Origin of the sequence: Paracoccus alcaliphilus (assembly GCF_028553725.1) — a bacterium.
Taxonomy (GTDB): Bacteria; Pseudomonadota; Alphaproteobacteria; order Rhodobacterales; family Rhodobacteraceae; genus Paracoccus; species Paracoccus alcaliphilus.
The window spans coordinates 2,688,290-2,703,607 of the sequence record NZ_CP067124.1; the positions used below are offsets into that span (position 1 = coordinate 2,688,290).

The 15,318-nt window shown below is 65.3% G+C and carries 14 protein-coding genes; 3 read left to right on the plus strand and 11 right to left on the minus strand.

Annotation, left to right across the window (positions count from 1 at the left end):
• Positions 1–62: 62 nt before the first annotated feature.
• A complete protein-coding gene (gene rsmD, locus JHW40_RS13990) occupies positions 63–638 on the minus strand; it encodes a 16S rRNA (guanine(966)-N(2))-methyltransferase RsmD (protein WP_244519142.1) in 576 nt (191 codons plus the stop codon).
• An 85-nt stretch (positions 639–723) separates the two neighbouring features.
• On the opposite strand from rsmD, the gene JHW40_RS13995 reads away from it, so the two are divergent.
• A complete protein-coding gene (locus tag JHW40_RS13995) occupies positions 724–1,209 on the plus strand; it encodes a peroxiredoxin (RefSeq protein WP_090611263.1) in 486 nt (161 codons plus the stop codon).
• An 89-nt stretch (positions 1,210–1,298) separates the two neighbouring features.
• Here the strand turns inward: JHW40_RS13995 and JHW40_RS14000 are convergent, their stop codons facing one another.
• The 8 genes from JHW40_RS14000 to JHW40_RS14035 all read right to left on the minus strand — a co-directional run bounded on the left by JHW40_RS14000 (position 1,299) and on the right by JHW40_RS14035 (position 11,420).
• Positions 1,299–2,429, minus strand: coding sequence for a GNAT family N-acetyltransferase (locus JHW40_RS14000; RefSeq protein WP_090611262.1), 1,131 nt, complete (start codon positions 2,427–2,429; stop codon positions 1,299–1,301).
• A 95-nt stretch (positions 2,430–2,524) separates the two neighbouring features.
• Positions 2,525–3,277: a glycerophosphodiester phosphodiesterase family protein gene (locus JHW40_RS14005; protein WP_090611261.1), complete on the minus strand. Its 753-nt coding sequence runs from the start codon at positions 3,275–3,277 to the stop codon at positions 2,525–2,527.
• Positions 3,277–3,732: a RidA family protein gene (locus JHW40_RS14010; RefSeq protein ID WP_090611260.1), complete on the minus strand. Its 456-nt coding sequence runs from the start codon at positions 3,730–3,732 to the stop codon at positions 3,277–3,279. Before JHW40_RS14010 ends, JHW40_RS14005 begins: the two co-directional genes overlap by 1 nt.
• Before the next feature lie 48 nt (positions 3,733–3,780).
• Positions 3,781–7,233: a chromosome segregation SMC family protein gene (locus JHW40_RS14015; protein WP_090611259.1), complete on the minus strand. Its 3,453-nt coding sequence runs from the start codon at positions 7,231–7,233 to the stop codon at positions 3,781–3,783.
• Between the two features lie 133 nt (positions 7,234–7,366).
• Positions 7,367–8,530 carry a glycosyltransferase gene (locus JHW40_RS14020; protein WP_170851773.1) on the minus strand — a complete coding sequence of 388 codons (1,164 nt, stop codon included), beginning with the start codon at positions 8,528–8,530 and terminating at the stop codon, positions 7,367–7,369.
• Positions 8,531–8,685: 155 nt separating this feature from the next.
• Entirely contained in the window at positions 8,686–9,228 is a 543-nt protein-coding gene (gene mog / locus JHW40_RS14025) for a molybdopterin adenylyltransferase (RefSeq protein ID WP_090611257.1), read from the minus strand.
• Complete coding sequence (locus JHW40_RS14030) at positions 9,225–10,451, minus strand: argininosuccinate synthase (protein WP_090611256.1); 1,227 nt, start codon at positions 10,449–10,451, stop codon at positions 9,225–9,227. Before JHW40_RS14030 ends, mog begins: the two co-directional genes overlap by 4 nt.
• A gap of 99 nt (positions 10,452–10,550) precedes the next feature.
• Positions 10,551–11,420, minus strand: a complete 870-nt coding sequence (locus tag JHW40_RS14035) for a hypothetical protein (protein ID WP_090611255.1) — start codon at positions 11,418–11,420, stop codon at positions 10,551–10,553.
• Positions 11,421–11,717: 297 nt separating this feature from the next.
• Between JHW40_RS14035 and ilvA the strand changes: the two genes are divergently transcribed.
• Positions 11,718–12,965: a threonine ammonia-lyase IlvA gene (gene ilvA / locus JHW40_RS14040; protein ID WP_090611254.1), complete on the plus strand. Its 1,248-nt coding sequence runs from the start codon at positions 11,718–11,720 to the stop codon at positions 12,963–12,965.
• Between the two features lie 2 nt (positions 12,966–12,967).
• On the opposite strand, the gene JHW40_RS14045 is transcribed toward ilvA, so the two are convergent.
• Positions 12,968–13,318, minus strand: coding sequence for an Hpt domain-containing protein (locus JHW40_RS14045; protein ID WP_090611253.1), 351 nt, complete (start codon positions 13,316–13,318; stop codon positions 12,968–12,970).
• A 127-nt stretch (positions 13,319–13,445) separates the two neighbouring features.
• Here JHW40_RS14045 and JHW40_RS14050 point away from each other — a divergent pair, with 127 nt between their 5' ends.
• Positions 13,446–14,732: a PP2C family protein-serine/threonine phosphatase gene (locus tag JHW40_RS14050; protein WP_090611252.1), complete on the plus strand. Its 1,287-nt coding sequence runs from the start codon at positions 13,446–13,448 to the stop codon at positions 14,730–14,732.
• 18 nt (positions 14,733–14,750) lie between these two features.
• Here the strand turns inward: JHW40_RS14050 and JHW40_RS14055 are convergent, their stop codons facing one another.
• On the minus strand, positions 14,751–15,194 hold the full coding sequence (locus tag JHW40_RS14055) for an NUDIX domain-containing protein (RefSeq protein ID WP_090611251.1): 444 nt from the start codon (positions 15,192–15,194) through the stop codon (positions 14,751–14,753).
• Positions 15,195–15,318: the final 124 nt, after the last annotated feature.

Here is a 15,318-nt window from a genome sequence, read left to right on the forward strand (position 1 = left end):
AGCGCCCCCGCCACGCCTCTCCACGATCAACTGCAGCTTCAGGGTCACACCGGTGGTCCGTGCTACAGGCAGGACGCCCCCGGCATCCGCGCCAGTGTCACGATGCTGTCACCATAACGCCGCTGGTCGATCTGTGTCAGGGGGGCGGGAATGATCGGGGAACGGGATTCTTCCCAGACAATCATGGCACCGGGCGCGAACCAGCCGCCAGTAAGGGCCGAGAACATGGCAGCCTCGCCCAGGGATTGACCATAGGGCGGATCGAGAAAGATCAGCGAAAAGGGAGTACCGCGATTGTCCCCCATCCGGGTGGCATCCCGCCGCCACAGATCGGTGACGCCCATGGCCCGGGCCCGTTCGATATTCGTACGGATCAGGCTGCGCGCCTTTGCCCCGTCATCCACGAAGGTCACATGGGCGGCACCCCTCGACAAGGCCTCCAGCCCCAGCGCGCCGGTTCCGGCGAACAGATCCAGCACCCGCGCCTGCGGCACCGGATTGCCATATGCGCCATTGATCAAGAGGTTGAAGATCGATTCGCGTACCCTGTCGCTGGTGGGGCGCAAATGGGCGGCACGGTCGCCCTCGCCCAGTTCGGCCAGTTTGAGGCCGCGCAGATTACCGCCCACGATCCGCATTGCCGTCTCCGTCCGTTCCGCTGGCCTGTTGCCGGACCGCACCCTATAGTCGCCGCGAATCCGTTGCAATTCAGGAGGACGTCCCATGACCATCACCGTCGGAGACAAACTGCCCGCGGGCAAGGCCCTGCGCGTCGGCGACAGCGGCCCGGAAGAGGTCGATCTGGCCGAACTGGCCAGCGGCCGGGTGGCGGTCTTCGGGCTGCCGGGCGCCTTTACCGGCACTTGCACCAATGCGCATATGCCCAGCTTCATCCGCAGCGCCGACGCCTTCCGCGACAAGGGTATTTCCCGCATCGTCTGCCTGACCGTGAACGACCCCTTCGTCACCGACGCCTGGGCCAGGGCAACCGGCGCCGACAAGGCCGGGATCGAGGTTCTGGCCGATGCCGATGGCAGCGTCACCAAAGCTCTGGGTCTGTCCTTTGATGCGCCCCCAGCCGGGCTTTACGGTCGCTGCAAACGATTTGCCGCATTGCTGAACGAGGGCAGCTTCGAGGTGGTCGAAATCGAGGATTCGCCCGGCACATGCAGCGTCAGTGCCGGCGAGGCTTTGCTGGAAAAAGCCTGACCCACCTTCCTCGCACTCCTTGAAAATACCTTCGGGGGGTTCCGGGGGGCAGACAGCCCCCCGGCCATCGCGGGACGCAAGGAACACGCTCAGCCCTTGCGGAACGGCGTCCAATCGGCCAGCGCCTCGATCTCCTGCCCCATCGCCTCGCGTTCACGGTCCAGATAATCGGCAAGGGCGCGCAGGAAGCCTTCGTCCCGCACCCAATGCAGCGAATGGATCTCGACCGGCTCATAACCCCGCGCCAGCTTGTGCTCGCCTTGCGCGCCCGCCTCGACCCGCGCCAGCCCATGCGCGATCGCATAGTCGATGGCCTGATGATAACACAGCTCGAAATGCAGGAAGGCGTGATCCTCGACGCAGCCCCAGTAGCGGCCATAAAGCGCGTCGGCGCCTATGAAGTTCAGCGCCCCGGCGATCGGCTGACCGTCGCGCTCGGCCAGAACCAGCAGGATATCCTCGCGCATCGTCTGCTGAATACAGTCGAAGAAAGCCCGCGTCAGATAGGGCCGCCCCCATTTGCGGCTGCCGGTGTCCTGATAGAATTGCCAGAAGATATCCCAATGCTCTGGCCGCAAATCATCGCCGGTCAGTTGCCGGATCGTGCCACCGAAATCGGCCGCGCGCGCCCGTTCCTTGCGGATCGCCTTGCGCTTGCGCGACGACAGCGCCGCCAGAAAATCGTCATAGCTGCCATAGCCCCGGTTCAGCCAGTGGAACTGCTGGGTCACGCGGGGCAGAAAGCCCGCCCCGGCCCCCTCTTGCGCCTCGGCCTCGGTGCAGAAGGTGATATGCGCGCCCGAACAGCCTGCGCGCCCGGCGATCTGCGCCATGCCCGACAGCAGCGCCTGCCGGATGGCCGGATCGGGCGACAGCAGGCGCGGCCCCGTCGCGGGCGTGAAGGGCACCGCGCATTGCAGCTTGGGATAGTAATGCCCGCCCGCCCGCGTATAGGCGTCGGCCCAGGCGTGATCGAAGATATATTCGCCCTGACTGTGCGATTTCGCGTAAAGCGGTGCTGCACCAAGGATCTTCCCGTCACCTTCGACCGTCAGATGCAGGGGTTGCCAGCCGCTGCCCCGCCCGACCGAGCCGGAATCCTCCAGCGCCGCCAGAAAACGGTGGCTGACAAAGGGGTTGCCGCCCGCCAGCCGGTCCCAGTCGGCAGCGGGGACGGCGCTGATCGCGTCATGGGTGCTGATGGTCAGGGTCGTGTTCATGGGCCTATCCTGACAGGGTGCGCAGACCATCCCGCAATGCGGCAACAGGGACATGAACCGGCCCGCGACGTTGGGCCGGTTCTGCGCGAAGGGCGCTATTTCGGCGCCGGATAATGTTCGAACGTGATGTTATGGGCGATGCGGCGCGCGGCGGCCTCTTGACCCGGCGAACGGATCGTCCAGCACAGTATCCCGGCCCCCATCGCCTTCAGCGCATCGACGCGCGGATTGTCCAGATCGTGGTGATCATGCGAGATGAAGCTGGCCCCCACTGCATCGTAATCCGTGATCGCGGCCAGATGCTCACGCTCTTGCTCCGACAGGGTCGGGAAATCCCCGGCTGCGAAGGCGCAGGTGGTCAGGCCGACCGGTATCTCGGGCGCGATGGCGTGAAAGGCGGCGACGATCTGCGGATTGAAGGACATCAGCGCCACCGGCCCGGCATAGCCCTTCAGCGCCTCGGCCACCGGGACATGCAGCGGCACGGCTTGCCCGCCCTGCCCGTCCGGCTGGTCCTTGATCTCGATCAGCAGCGGCACCCGACCCGAGACCAGATCCAGAAACTGCGCCAGAGTCGGCACCGTTTCCGCGCTGCCCAGCAGGGCCACCTGCCCCAGCGTGGCGGCATCCAGCCCGTCCACACGCCCCTCGCGCCCGGTCAGGCGATGCAGGTCATAGTCGTGAAACACCATAGCCACCCCGTCCGAGGATGGCTGGATATCCAGTTCGATCCCATAGCCCGCATCGATGGCCGCCTGCGCGGCGGCAAGGCTGTTTTCCGGGATGCCCGGCCCATGCAGCCCGCGATGGGCGATGGGCAGGGTCAGGAACTTCTGCGGCAGGATCATCAGGCGATCTCGAACACCGCCTCGATCTCGACCGAGACGCCAAGCGGCAGCGACGGGGCCGAAACGGCGGCGCGGGCATGGCGGCCGGCATCGCCGAACACCTGAACCATCAGGTCCGAGCAGCCGTTGACGACCTTCGGCTGTTCGGTGAAATCCGGGGTCGAGTTCACGAAGCCGGTCAGTTTCACGACGCGCTTCACCCGGTCCAGATCGCCGACGGCGGCCTTCAATTGCGCGATCAGCGCCAGACCGCAGCGGCGCGCGGCCTCGGCGCCCTGCTCGACCGACATCGCATCGCCCAGCTTGCCGGTGATCAGCCCGGCCTCATTCTGGCTGATCTGGCCCGAGATGAAGACCAGATTGCCGGTCTGCACGAAGGGCACGTAATTGGCGGCGGGGGCAGGCGCGTCCGGCAGGGTGATTCCCAGCTCGGTCAGTCGATTCTCGATGCTCATGTTAACCTCGTCATGGCAGATTCGAGCGGCACCGTAACAAGGCCCGCGTCAGGCGACCAGAGCCTCGGCGCGTTTCAGATCGACACTGACCAGCTGGCTGACGCCCTGTTCCACCATCGTCACCCCGAACAGCCGGTCCATCCGCGCCATGGTCACCGCATGGTGGGTAATGATCAGAAAACGGGTTTCGGTCCGCCGGGTCATTTCGTCCAGCAGATCGCAGAAGCGGCGGACATTGGCGTCGTCCAGCGGCGCATCGACCTCGTCCAGCACGCAGATCGGCGCGGGATTGGCCAGAAACACCGCAAAGATCAGCGCCAGCGCCGTCAGCGTCTGTTCGCCCCCCGACAGCAGCGACAGGGTGGACAGCTTCTTGCCCGGCGGCTGGCACATGATTTCCAGCCCGGCCTCCAGCGGATCGTCGGATTCGACCAGCACCAGACGCGCCTCGCCACCGCCGAACAGGGTGGTGAACAGGGTGGTGAAATTGCCGTTCACCGTGTCGAAGGCGGTCAGCAGGCGTTCGCGCCCCTCGCGGTTCAGGCTGCCGATCCCGGCACGCAGCTTGCGGATCGCCTCTTCCAGATCGGTTTTCTCACCCGCCAGCCGGTCGCGCTCCTCTTCCAGTTCCCGCTTGTCCTCGTCGGCGCGCAGGTTAACCGCGCCAAGCGCGTCACGCTGGTTGCGCAGCCGGGCGATCTGATCCTCCAGCACATGCGCGGGGGTGTCGGTGCTGACATCGCCCAGACCGTCCAGAAGCTGCTGCGGCGTGCCCTCGGTTTCCTCATGGATGCGGGCGCGGGCGGCGGATTCGGTATCGCGGGCGGCCTCGGCGCGGGCCTCGCAGGCGGCGCGGGTTTCGCGCGCCTCAGACGCGGCGCGTTCGGTATCGCGCTCGGCATGGGCGGCGGCGCGGGCGGCGTCGTCGGCTGCCCCCAAGGCATCGCGGGCCCGCGCCAGCCGCGCCCCGGCATCCTCTTCGCGCGCGGTCAGGCTGTCGCGCTTTTCGGCCAGAAGCGCAGGCTGAGCCTCGGCCCCGGCCAGTTCATCGGCGGCAGCGTCACGCCGCGCGGCCAGTTCGGCGGCGCGCGTCCCGGCCTGTTGCAGGCGCAGCTTCCAGCCGGATTCCTCTTTGGCGATCTCTTGCAGACGCTTCAGCCGGGCATTGCTGTCGCGCCGCAATTCGTCCAGCGCGGCGCGGCGGGTCATCGTGGCGATCCGCGCGGCCTCGACCCCGGTGCGGGCATGTTCGACCGCCGCCGCCGCATCGGCCCGGTCGGGCAGTTCGGCCAGCGCGGCCTCTGCCTGCCGCAACCGGGCGCGCGCATCCGCGGCATCGGCCTGATGCCGCGCCAGTTCGGCCCGCGCCGATTCCGCCCGGCTGTTGGCCAGCGACAGATCCGATTCGGCCCGCGTCACCGCCCGCGCCGCATCCGACAGCAGACGTTCGGCCTCGCGCCGCCCATCACGGGCGGATTTTTCCAGCGCCGAGGCATCGGCCAGCCGGGCGCGGGCGTCCTCGTGCGCCTCGACGGTGGTATCGGCACGCGCCTGCGCCTCGGTGGCGGTTTCCTCAAGCTCGGCCAGTTGGTTGACCTTTTGCAGATGCAGCGCCGCGGCGGACGAAGCCTCGCCCGCCATCACCCGCATCCCGTCCCAGCGGAACAGATCGCCCGCCTGGGTCACCAGCCGCTGACCCGGCTGCAAACGGTCCTGCAAACCGGCCGCTGCCGCCGCGTCAGTCACCAGCCCGACCTGAGACATCCGCCGCGCCAGCGCCTCGGGCGCGGTCACATGCGGCGCCAGAGGGGCCACCCCGTCCGGCAGGGGCTGTGGCGCGTCCCAGCCCGGCAGGACATGCCAGCCGCTGCCGCCATCCTCGGCCAGACCGGCGCGCAGATCGTCGCCAAGCGCCGCGCCAAAGGCCATTTCATAGCCGCGCGCGACCGTCACCTGATCCAGAATCGCACCGCCGTCCGACTGCCCGCGTTCCACCAGACGGCGCAGGGCGGCCATTTCGGCGGCCAGAGCACTGGTTTCGCCCTCGGCCTCGGCGCGGGCGGTGCGGGCGGCGGTCTCGGCGGCCTCGGCATCGCTGCGCGCATATTCCGCACCCGCCAGGGCTTCCTCGGCGGCCTCGGCCCGCGCCCGCGCGGCGTCCTGCGCGGCTTCGGCCCCGGCCAGCGCGGTTTGCGCCGCCTGCCCGGTATCCGAAGCCCGCGCCGCGCTCGAATCCGCCTCGGCCGCCGCGCGTTCGGCGCGTTGCAGCATCGTATGCAGATCGCTGGCCAGCCTTTCGGCCGACTGGTGACGAGCCGCCAGACGCGCGGATTCGTCGGTCAGTTCGGCCAGCCGTCCCTCGATCCCGCGCAGCGCCTCGGCGGCTTCATCCGCCGCCTCGGCCGCCGCCGCCAGCCTGTCCTCATGCCCCTGCCCGGCTTTTTCCAGCTCGGTTCGTTCCCAGTCCAGCCGCTCGATCACCTCACCCGCATCGCGGTTCAGCGCCGATTCCCGCTCGATATCGTGATCCAGTTGAGAGATGCGCGCGGTCAGCGCGCGGATCGCAGCGGTCGCCCGCGCCTCGGCCTCGTCCAGCGCCTCGCGCTCGACCACCAGCCGCGACAGGATCGCCGCCGCCACCTGTTCCTCTTCGCGCAAGGGGGGCAAGGCGCTTTCCGCCGCCTCGCGCGCTTCGCTGGCCTGACGGGCCGCGGCTTCGGCCTCGCCCGCCGCCTTCACCGCCGCCGTCAGCGCCCCCGCTGCCGCCAGCCGCGCCGCCTCGGCCTCGGCCCACCGACGATAGAGCAGCACCCCCTCGGCCAGCCGCAGCGCCGTGCCGACCTCGCGGTATTTCGCCGCCGCCCGCGCCTGACGCGCCAGACTGGCCGCCTGCGCGGACAGCTGATCCAGCGTGTCATCAACCCGCGTCAGGTTGGTTTCCGCCGCATTCAGCTTCAGTTCGGCCTCGTGGCGGCGCTGATAGAGACCGGAAATTCCCGCAGCCTCTTCCAGAATCCGGCGGCGACTTTTGGGCTTGGCGTTGATCAGTTCGGAAATCTGCCCCTGCCGGACCAGCGCGGGCGAATGCGCCCCGGTCGAGGCATCCGCGAACAGCATCTGCACATCGCGCGCCCGCACATCCTTGCCGCCGATCCTGTAGGCCGACCCGGCATCACGGGTGATCCGGCGCACGATGTCGAAATGATCGTCGTCGTTGAAACCCGCAGGCGCCAGCCGGTCGCGATTGTCCAGGGTCAGCGTCACTTCCGCATGCCCACGCGCAGAGCGGCGCGAGGTACCGGCGAAGATCACATCCTCCATCCCCTCGCCGCGCATGGCGGTGGGGCGGTTTTCGCCCATGACCCAGCGCAGGGCCTCCAGCAGGTTCGACTTGCCGCAGCCATTGGGGCCGACAACACCGGTCAGTCCTTCGCGGATGACCAGATCGGTCGGGTCCACGAAGCTTTTGAAGCCGTTGAGTCGCAGCCGGTCAAAGCGCAAGGAGATTCCTTTCGTCGTCTTGCCGTGGATTGTGGCAATTGACGGGCGCGAGTCAACCAAAACCGCCATATCTGGGGGCAGCGGCCGGGGTTATCCACAACATCCGCAGGTAAACACTAGATGCGGACCACGCCTATCGCCTTGCAACGACCTCGCGCAGATGGGTCATCCGGGCCGCAAATTCGGTCTCGAAATCATGCGCCTTGGCATAGTCGAGCGCCGCATCTGATGCCATGGCGATGTCATCGCGACCCAGTTCCGTCAGCCTGCCCGCAAGCCGCCCGACATCCCCCAGAGGCACCGACCAGCCCGCCCGCGATGCCAACAGCAGCCCCGACCACATCGCATTGTCGTAACCAAGAACCGGCAGGCCACAGCCCATCGCCTCTATATAGGCGCAGGACGGATCATCTTGGCGATGACAGCTTAAAAAGATATCCGCATTTTCGCGCAGCCACGGCACCAGTTCGGTTGCAAACTCTGCCGGTGGGTGCAGCGTCACGCAATCGGCAAGGCTGTTGCGGGTAATGCTGTCGCGGATCTCCGCCTCCAATTCGCCGGTGCCGAAGATATCCAGCCTGAAGGGGAAATTCAGTTCCTTCAGTTTTCGCGCGAAAGGCAGCAGATCCTGCGCGCCCTTCATACGCTCCAGCCTGCCGAAATTGACCAGCCGCAGCGGGTGCCCGTCCTGCAACCGGGTCTTGCGCGTTGCCTGATCGGCAGCTGTGGCGAACATCCTGTCCGTCATGCGGCCATCCAGAAACAGCATCGCATCACGCGTCATCCCCCGATAGGCATCATGGGCGGGAAAGCCATTGCATTGAATGGCAGCCGCGGCGCGGAAGGCGCGGCGCATCCGCCGCTCGGTATTGAGCAGCCACAATGCCGAACGCAACTTGCGAACCGGCGAGGCCTTGCCCAACCGAAGGATGTCCAGCCGCGTCTTCAGAGTATATTCGATGGTATAGACGATGGGGATCCGCGCGTCGACAATGGCGGGCAGATCATGGGTCAGGAACAAATCCGCAGATGCAAGTATCGCATCCGCCCCGGACAGATGCGCGGATTGCAGACGCATACCGGCAGGCAGAACCGTTATAGGCACGGTCAATTGCGCCGGATCACAATCCCGCCCGAAGGGGATCGCGGTTGCACCCTCCCACAGCAGACATTCGACGGGCCCATCCCACGAATCCGCGTGTTGCGGCAATCCTTCCAGAAACTTGACATCCAGACGCAACCGGCCATCCGGCAGTTTCTGGGCAGGCGCGCTCATCACGATCAACAGTCTTGGCATGTCAAACATCCAACTCTCAGCAAAATCATCAGAGCGCGTCACCGGACCGTTTCACGGGTTCGCCGCCAGCCGGATCATATCTGCCTCGACGCGGAAGGCACAATGCCGCAGATGCTGTTTTTCATCGACCGCCGCCATTCCGGATGACAACCAGGTCAGGCCGATTTGGGGCGAAAAGCCTTGATCCTGGCCGGGTCGGTTTCGATCCGCGCGGCACCGATCAGATCGAGGCAATAGGGCACTGCCGCAAAGACCGCATTCAGGCAGGTGGCGATGGCTGCGGGCTTGCCCGGCAGGGTGATGATCAGCGTGGCATCGCGGATGACGGCGGTCTGGCGCGACAGGATCGCGGTCGGAACCTCGGCCAGCGAAGCGCGGCGCATTTCCTCGCCAAAGCCGGGCAGTTCCTTTTCGGCAACATCGGCCACGGCCTCGGGCGTCTGATCGCGCGGGGCGGGGCCGGTGCCGCCGGTGACGAGGATCAGATCGGCGCCGCCCTCGACCAGTTCGCGCAGCCGGGCGGCAACGGCCTCGCGCCCGTCGGGGACGATATGGCGCACGATCTGCATCGGCGAGGTGACCACATCGCGCAGCCAGCTTTCCGCGCCGGGACCGCCCTTGTCCTCGTATTCACCACGAGAGGCGCGGTCGCTGACCGTGACGATGGCGATCCGGGCGGTCTGGCGCTGCGTGGTCATTTGACGCGCGCGTTGCGGTTGCCGATCAGCTTCAGGCGCAGCGCGTTCAGCTTGATGAAGCCCGCCGCGTCCTTCTGGTCATAGGCGCCCGCGTCATCTTCGAAGGTGACGTGCTTTTCGCTGTAGAGCGAATGGTCAGACCAGCGCCCGACCGTGTTGACGCTGCCCTTGTAAAGTTTCAGCCGCACGGTGCCGGTGACATGTTCCTGCGATTTGTCGATCAGGGCCTGCAACATCTCGCGCTCGGGGCTGAACCAGAACCCGTTATAGATCAGTTCGGCATAGCGCGGCATCAGGCTGTCCTTGAGGTGCCCCGCGCCGCTGTCCAGGGTGATCTGTTCGATGCCGCGATGCGCCTCCAGCAGGATGGTGCCGCCCGGCGTTTCGTAGATGCCACGCGACTTCATGCCGACGAAGCGGTTTTCGACGAAATCCAGCCGCCCGATGCCGTGCTTGCGGCCATATTCGTTCAGATCGGTCAGGATCGTGGCGGGCGACAGCGCCTGGCCATTGATCGCCACCGCATCGCCCTTCTCGAAGGTCACTTCGATATATTCGGGCTGGTCGGGCGCGTCCTCGGGGCTGACCGTGCGCTGATAGACATATTCGGGCGCTTCGACCGCCGGATCTTCCAGCGCCTTGCCCTCGCTGGAGGTGTGCAGCAGGTTCGCATCGACGCTGAACGGGGCCTCGCCGCGCTTGTCCTTGGCGATGGGAATCTGGTTCTGCTCGGCGAATTCGATCAGTTTCGTGCGCGAGGTCAGATCCCATTCCCGCCAGGGCGCGATCACCTTGATCGAGGGATCCAGCGCATAGGCCGACAGTTCGAACCGGACCTGATCGTTGCCCTTGCCGGTCGCGCCATGGGCCACCGCATCGGCACCGTGCTGATGGGCCAGCTCCACCAGACGCTTCGAGATCAGCGGGCGCGCGATCGAGGTGCCCAGCAGATACAGCCCTTCATAGACCGCATTGGCGCGGAACATCGGAAAGACGAAATCGCGCACGAATTCCTCGCGCAGATCCTCGATATGGATGTTGCCGGACGCGATTCCCAGCATCTCGGCCTTGGCGCGGGCGGGTTCCAGTTCCTCACCCTGCCCCAGATCGGCGGTAAAGGTGATGACTTCGCAGCCATATTCGGTCTGAAGCCATTTCAGGATGATCGAGGTGTCCAGGCCCCCGGAATAGGCAAGGACGACTTTTTTCGCCGCGTCGGACATGCAAATGACCCTTCATCGAAGTTTTGCAGGGAATAGGCCCATTCGCGCAGCGTCACAAGAGGCGGCCGGCTTTCCTTCGTCAGCGGTGTCCGGCATGTATCAGCCGCCGGTCCAGCGCGTCCGGATTTCCCGGGCAGCATTCCGCAGCACCGATGGCACAAGGCGCTGCACGGGCGATTTCTTCGGCAACAGATCAACGATATGCCGGTCCTCGGTCGAAAGGGTGATCTGCGTTTCGGGCGGGCGGTATTCTGGCGCCGCCAGCACCGCATCGAAACATCCCGGTTGCGCAGCGAGAAAATCGCTGTCTCGCTGCTGGCAGCGTCGGATGATATCGTGGAAATTCCGCCCGCCATGAAGATCGAAACTGCGGCCATGATCTTCGGGTCGGTCGAAATACCGCGCGATCCGTTCGCCGCGCTCCTCGACCAGGCCGACCGGATGCCGCTTGTAAGCATCGGACATTGCCAGAAGCGCGCGCGCCGAAAAACGAGCGTTGCGTGGCCTGACCAGGTAATCCTGTGCATCCAGACAGCCTGCCTCAGCCGCAAGATGGACGACCACATCGTCACCCAGATCAGAGCGGTGCATGGAAACGATCTTCAGCCTGCATTCACCAATCTGATCCCCAACCGCCGCCAGCGTGTCGCGATAGCTGAAGGAATAGGTGCCGTCCCGGGCATGAAGCAGCCGGAAATATCGCGCAATCGTGCCACCCTGCCGCCGAAAGAAACGCCTTCTGTCGGCATCGTAAAGCCCGGCGCGGATGAATTGCGCGTAGACGGAATGGGCAAATTCAAAATGCTTCCTGATGACGACCAGAACGGTGATATTTTCGGCGCCGAAACGGCGCGAAAGCTCGTCCGTGCAGCGCCGTAGCATCCCGTCCTCGTTCAGCCGTCCTACCCCGGCTTCCGAAGACAGGAAGATGGTCCGGGCCTGCCCAGTCTCGCTCTGAATATCATCCATGATTCCACGCAGTTCCGCGCCATCCCGCGCAGCGCGAAAAAGCGGCGCGTGGCTGCGATAACCCCCGCGCGATCGACCCGAGGACGGATAGTACAATCCCTGCCCGCGATTTCGGCGGGCATTAGCCGCGAAGAATGCCTGGATACTGGACGAGGCGCATTTTGGAAAACCGATATGAAAGATGACTTGTCTGGCGGACATTTGCCCCACTCCGTCAACGATGCCATGGGGCTATACCGCGCCCGATCCGCGGGCAACCCCCTTGCCAATCACGCACATTCGCGGCATGGGCGGGGCATGGAAAATTTTGTCGCCTCCGTCCGTCAGGCCGAGGCCGCTCTGCGCGACCTGTTCGAGCCTACCCCGTTGCAGCGCAACGACCATCTGTCGGCCAAATATGGCGCCGACATCTGGCTCAAGCGCGAGGATCTGACCCCGGTGCGCAGCTACAAGCTGCGCGGCGCCTTCAATGCCATGCGCAAGCTGGTGGGCGACAAGCCCGGCTCGAACGCGCATTTCGTCTGCGCCAGCGCCGGAAACCATGCGCAGGGCGTGGCCTTTGCCTGCCGCCATTTCGGCGCGCGCGGCACCATCTTCATGCCGATCACCACGCCGCAGCAGAAGATCGACAAGACCCGGACCTTCGGTGGCGACGCGATCGAGATCGTGCTGACCGGCGACTATTTCGACCAGACGCTGGCGGCATCGCAAGCCTTTGCCCGTGAACATGGCGCAGAGTTTCTGGCACCATTCGACGCGCCGGACGTAATCGAGGGTCAGGCGACCGTCGGGCTGGAGCTGCTGGACCAGCTGGGCCGCGCCCCCGATCTGGTGGTGCTGCCGGTGGGTGGTGGCGGGCTGGCTGCAGGGGTAACCCGCTATCTGCATGAGCAGGCGCCCGACACCCGCTTTACCTTTGCCGAACCATTGGGCGGCGCCAGTCTGCAAGCGGCGTTGCAACAAGGTGCGCCGGTCGCGCTGCCCGCCGTGGACAGTTTCGTCGATGGTGCCGCCGTCGCCCGGATCGGCGCCCTGCCCTTCGAGGCGCTGCGGCATTTCCGCCCCGCTGATGTGCATCTGGCCCCCGAAGACCGCATCTGCATCACCATGCTGGAAATGCTGAACACCGAGGGCGTCGTGCTGGAGCCTGCCGGGGCGCTGGCCGTCGATATCCTGCGGGATCTGGACGACATCAGGGGCAAGACCGTCGTCTGCGTCTGTTCCGGCGGGAATTTCGATTTCGAGCGGCTGCCCGAGGTCAAGGAACGCGCACAGCGTTTTTCCGGCGTCAAGAAATACTTCGTGCTGCGCCTGCCCCAGCGTCCCGGCGCGCTGCGTGATTTTCTTGAGTTGCTGGGACCGAATGACGATATCTCGCGTTTCGAATATCTGAAGAAATCGGCGCGGAACTTCGGCTCGGTCCTGATCGGCATCGAAACCGACGATCCCGAGAACCTGACCACGCTGAAACAACGTCTGGATCATGCCGGTTTCGCCTTCCGCGACATCACGTCTGACAATCTGCTGTCCGAATTGCTGGTCTGATATCAGGCCACGCCGCTGCTGCGGGACAAGTCGTCGCCCAGAACCGCGTAGAGATCGCGCATGAACTCCTTTTTGGAACTGGCATAGCAGCCACGCAGCCGGTCAAGCAGCGCCTGTGGCGCCTGCCCCGGCCCGGTTTCGATCTGACGGCACAACGACACCAGCTCGCTGAAGCCCAGATTGACCGCGCTGCCGCGGATGAAATGCAGATCATCGGTCAGCCTGACCGGATCCTCGGCCTGCAACTGAGCCAGAACCGTTTCGATCTCGTCAATGAACAACTCCAGCAAGGGACCGAATTCGGTCGCGCCCACGTCATCGCGCAGTTGCACCACCCTTCCCCAATCGATCATCCTGTCCTCAACCTTTCGAATCGCCCTTTGGATCCGATCTAGCACCGGGCGGTTACCGACAGGTTAATCCGCAAAAAATCTGCCGCGCTTTACCGCTTCTTTACCGCCCGGCCCCTATCAAGCGGGAATGAAAGCCTCGAATCGCCCTGTCCATCCCACCCCGCGCCCTGCCCGCCAAAAGGCCAGGCGGATTCTGCTGGTCGATGACAGCCGCGCGCAACGCAAGGTGCTGTCCATCCAGCTGCGCCGGGCGGGCTATGTCGTGACCGAGGCCGCATCAGGGGCCGAGGCGCTCAGGGCGTGCGAGGCTCCGACCCCGGATTTCATCATCTCGGACTGGCGCATGCCGGAAATGACGGGAACCGAACTGTGCCGGAATTTCCGCAACCTGAAGCGTGACCGTTACGGTTTCTTCATCCTTCTGACCTCGAATTCCGACAGTGCGGATATCGCGGTCGGGCTGGATGCGGGGGCGGATGATTTCCTGACCAAGCCGGTCTCGGGCGCGGAATTGCTGGCGCGGCTGAATGCGGGCGAGCGGCTTTTGCGGGTCGAAGAGGAGTTGCGCCACAGCAATGACAAGCTGCGCGCGGCGCTGGAGGAGCTGCATGAGACGCAGGACGCGATGGAGCGGGACCTGCGCGAGGCGCGCAAGCTGCAACAGGGGCTGGTGCGCGAACGCAGCGGGCGGTTCGGCAATCACGAATTGTCGCTGCTGCTGCGCTCCGCCGGTCATATCGGCGGCGATCTGGTCGGCTTCTTTCCGATCGGGGCGGAAAAGGTGGGAATCTATGCGCTGGACGTGTCGGGACATGGCGTGACTGCCGCCCTGCTGGCCGCGCAGTTGTCGGTGCACCTGTCGGGCTCGGCCGATCAAAACGTCGCGCTGAGGGCGGCGCAATCGGGGCAAGAGGCGGTCGATCCCGCCACATTGGCGCATTTCTTCAACAACATGATGCTGGAGGAGATGTCCACCGACACCTATTTCACCATGATCTATGCCGAGCTGAACCATGTGACCGGCCGGATCAGCATGGTGCAGGCCGGGCATCCGCATCCGGTGGTGCAGCGCGCGGATGGACGGATCGAACGGCTTGGCAATGGCGGCATGCCGATCGGTCTGTTCGAGCGGCCTGTCTTTGACGAGATCTCGGTCAGGCTGGAACCCGGCGACCGGCTGCTGCTGACTTCGGACGGGCTGATCGAGGCGGTGGGACCCAATGACAGAATATTGGGGGAAGAGGGGCTGGATGCCATCATGCGCACCAATGCGTTCCTGTCGGGCCATGCCTTTCTGGAATCCATGGCCTGGTCGGTCTCCGAACATTCGCGCGGGCAACGCAATGACGATATCTCGGCCGTGCTGATCGAACATCGCGCCCCGGCTGAAACCCTGTCGCTGAAACGCCGCTGATGCCGGCATCCCCGCCCTTCACAGCCCGTCCACCACCCGTCGCAGGAACGCCCTCGAACCCGGGTCGGGCAACAGCCCCGACGCATGTCGCAGATCGACGAAATGGGCGCTGTGGCCGGGTTCGGAGGGCGCACCCAGCCTGCGGACCGGACGCGCCAGCCAGATCGAGCAGATCTTTTCGGCAAAGAACCCGTAATCCGGCATGAAGCAGAAGCGCCGATAACATCCCAGCATCCGCGGCGTGGCAATCGACCAACCAGTTTCCTCGGCCACTTCACGATGCAGCGCCTGCAAGGGCGATTCGCCCGGGTCGATTCCGCCGCCGGGCAACTGGAATTCGGGCTGGGGCGATTGCTGGAAGGTCAGCAGCACCCTTCCCTCGCGCAGCAGGACCGCATAGGCACCGGGCCGCCGGCGATAATGCAGACCGGGGCGGGCGGGCTGTCCGAAACGGGGTATCACGGGCGTCTCCTGCAAGGGTGATCCGGGCGGCACAGTGCTAGACCAGCGGCGACGGCAGGGAAAGACCCGCGCATCCGGCCCCCTTGGGATCAGCCGCGAAAAGACTATATTGGGCGCAAACGGG

Coding starts and splice junctions, on each gene's coding strand:
- rsmD (WP_244519142.1), bottom strand. CDS start 638: ATGCGGATCGTGGGCGGTAATCTGCGCGGCCTCAAACTGGCCGAACTG.
- JHW40_RS13995 (WP_090611263.1), top strand. CDS start 724: ATGACCATCACCGTCGGAGACAAACTGCCCGCGGGCAAGGCCCTGCGC.
- JHW40_RS14000 (WP_090611262.1), bottom strand. CDS start 2,429: ATGAACACGACCCTGACCATCAGCACCCATGACGCGATCAGCGCCGTC.
- JHW40_RS14005 (WP_090611261.1), bottom strand. CDS start 3,277: ATGATCCTGCCGCAGAAGTTCCTGACCCTGCCCATCGCCCATCGCGGG.
- JHW40_RS14010 (WP_090611260.1), bottom strand. CDS start 3,732: ATGAGCATCGAGAATCGACTGACCGAGCTGGGAATCACCCTGCCGGAC.
- JHW40_RS14020 (WP_170851773.1), bottom strand. CDS start 8,530: ATGCCAAGACTGTTGATCGTGATGAGCGCGCCTGCCCAGAAACTGCCG.
- mog (WP_090611257.1), bottom strand. CDS start 9,228: ATGACCACGCAGCGCCAGACCGCCCGGATCGCCATCGTCACGGTCAGC.
- JHW40_RS14030 (WP_090611256.1), bottom strand. CDS start 10,451: ATGTCCGACGCGGCGAAAAAAGTCGTCCTTGCCTATTCCGGGGGCCTG.
- JHW40_RS14035 (WP_090611255.1), bottom strand. CDS start 11,420: ATGGATGATATTCAGAGCGAGACTGGGCAGGCCCGGACCATCTTCCTG.
- ilvA (WP_090611254.1), top strand. CDS start 11,718: ATGGAAAATTTTGTCGCCTCCGTCCGTCAGGCCGAGGCCGCTCTGCGC.
- JHW40_RS14045 (WP_090611253.1), bottom strand. CDS start 13,318: ATGATCGATTGGGGAAGGGTGGTGCAACTGCGCGATGACGTGGGCGCG.
- JHW40_RS14050 (WP_090611252.1), top strand. CDS start 13,446: ATGAAAGCCTCGAATCGCCCTGTCCATCCCACCCCGCGCCCTGCCCGC.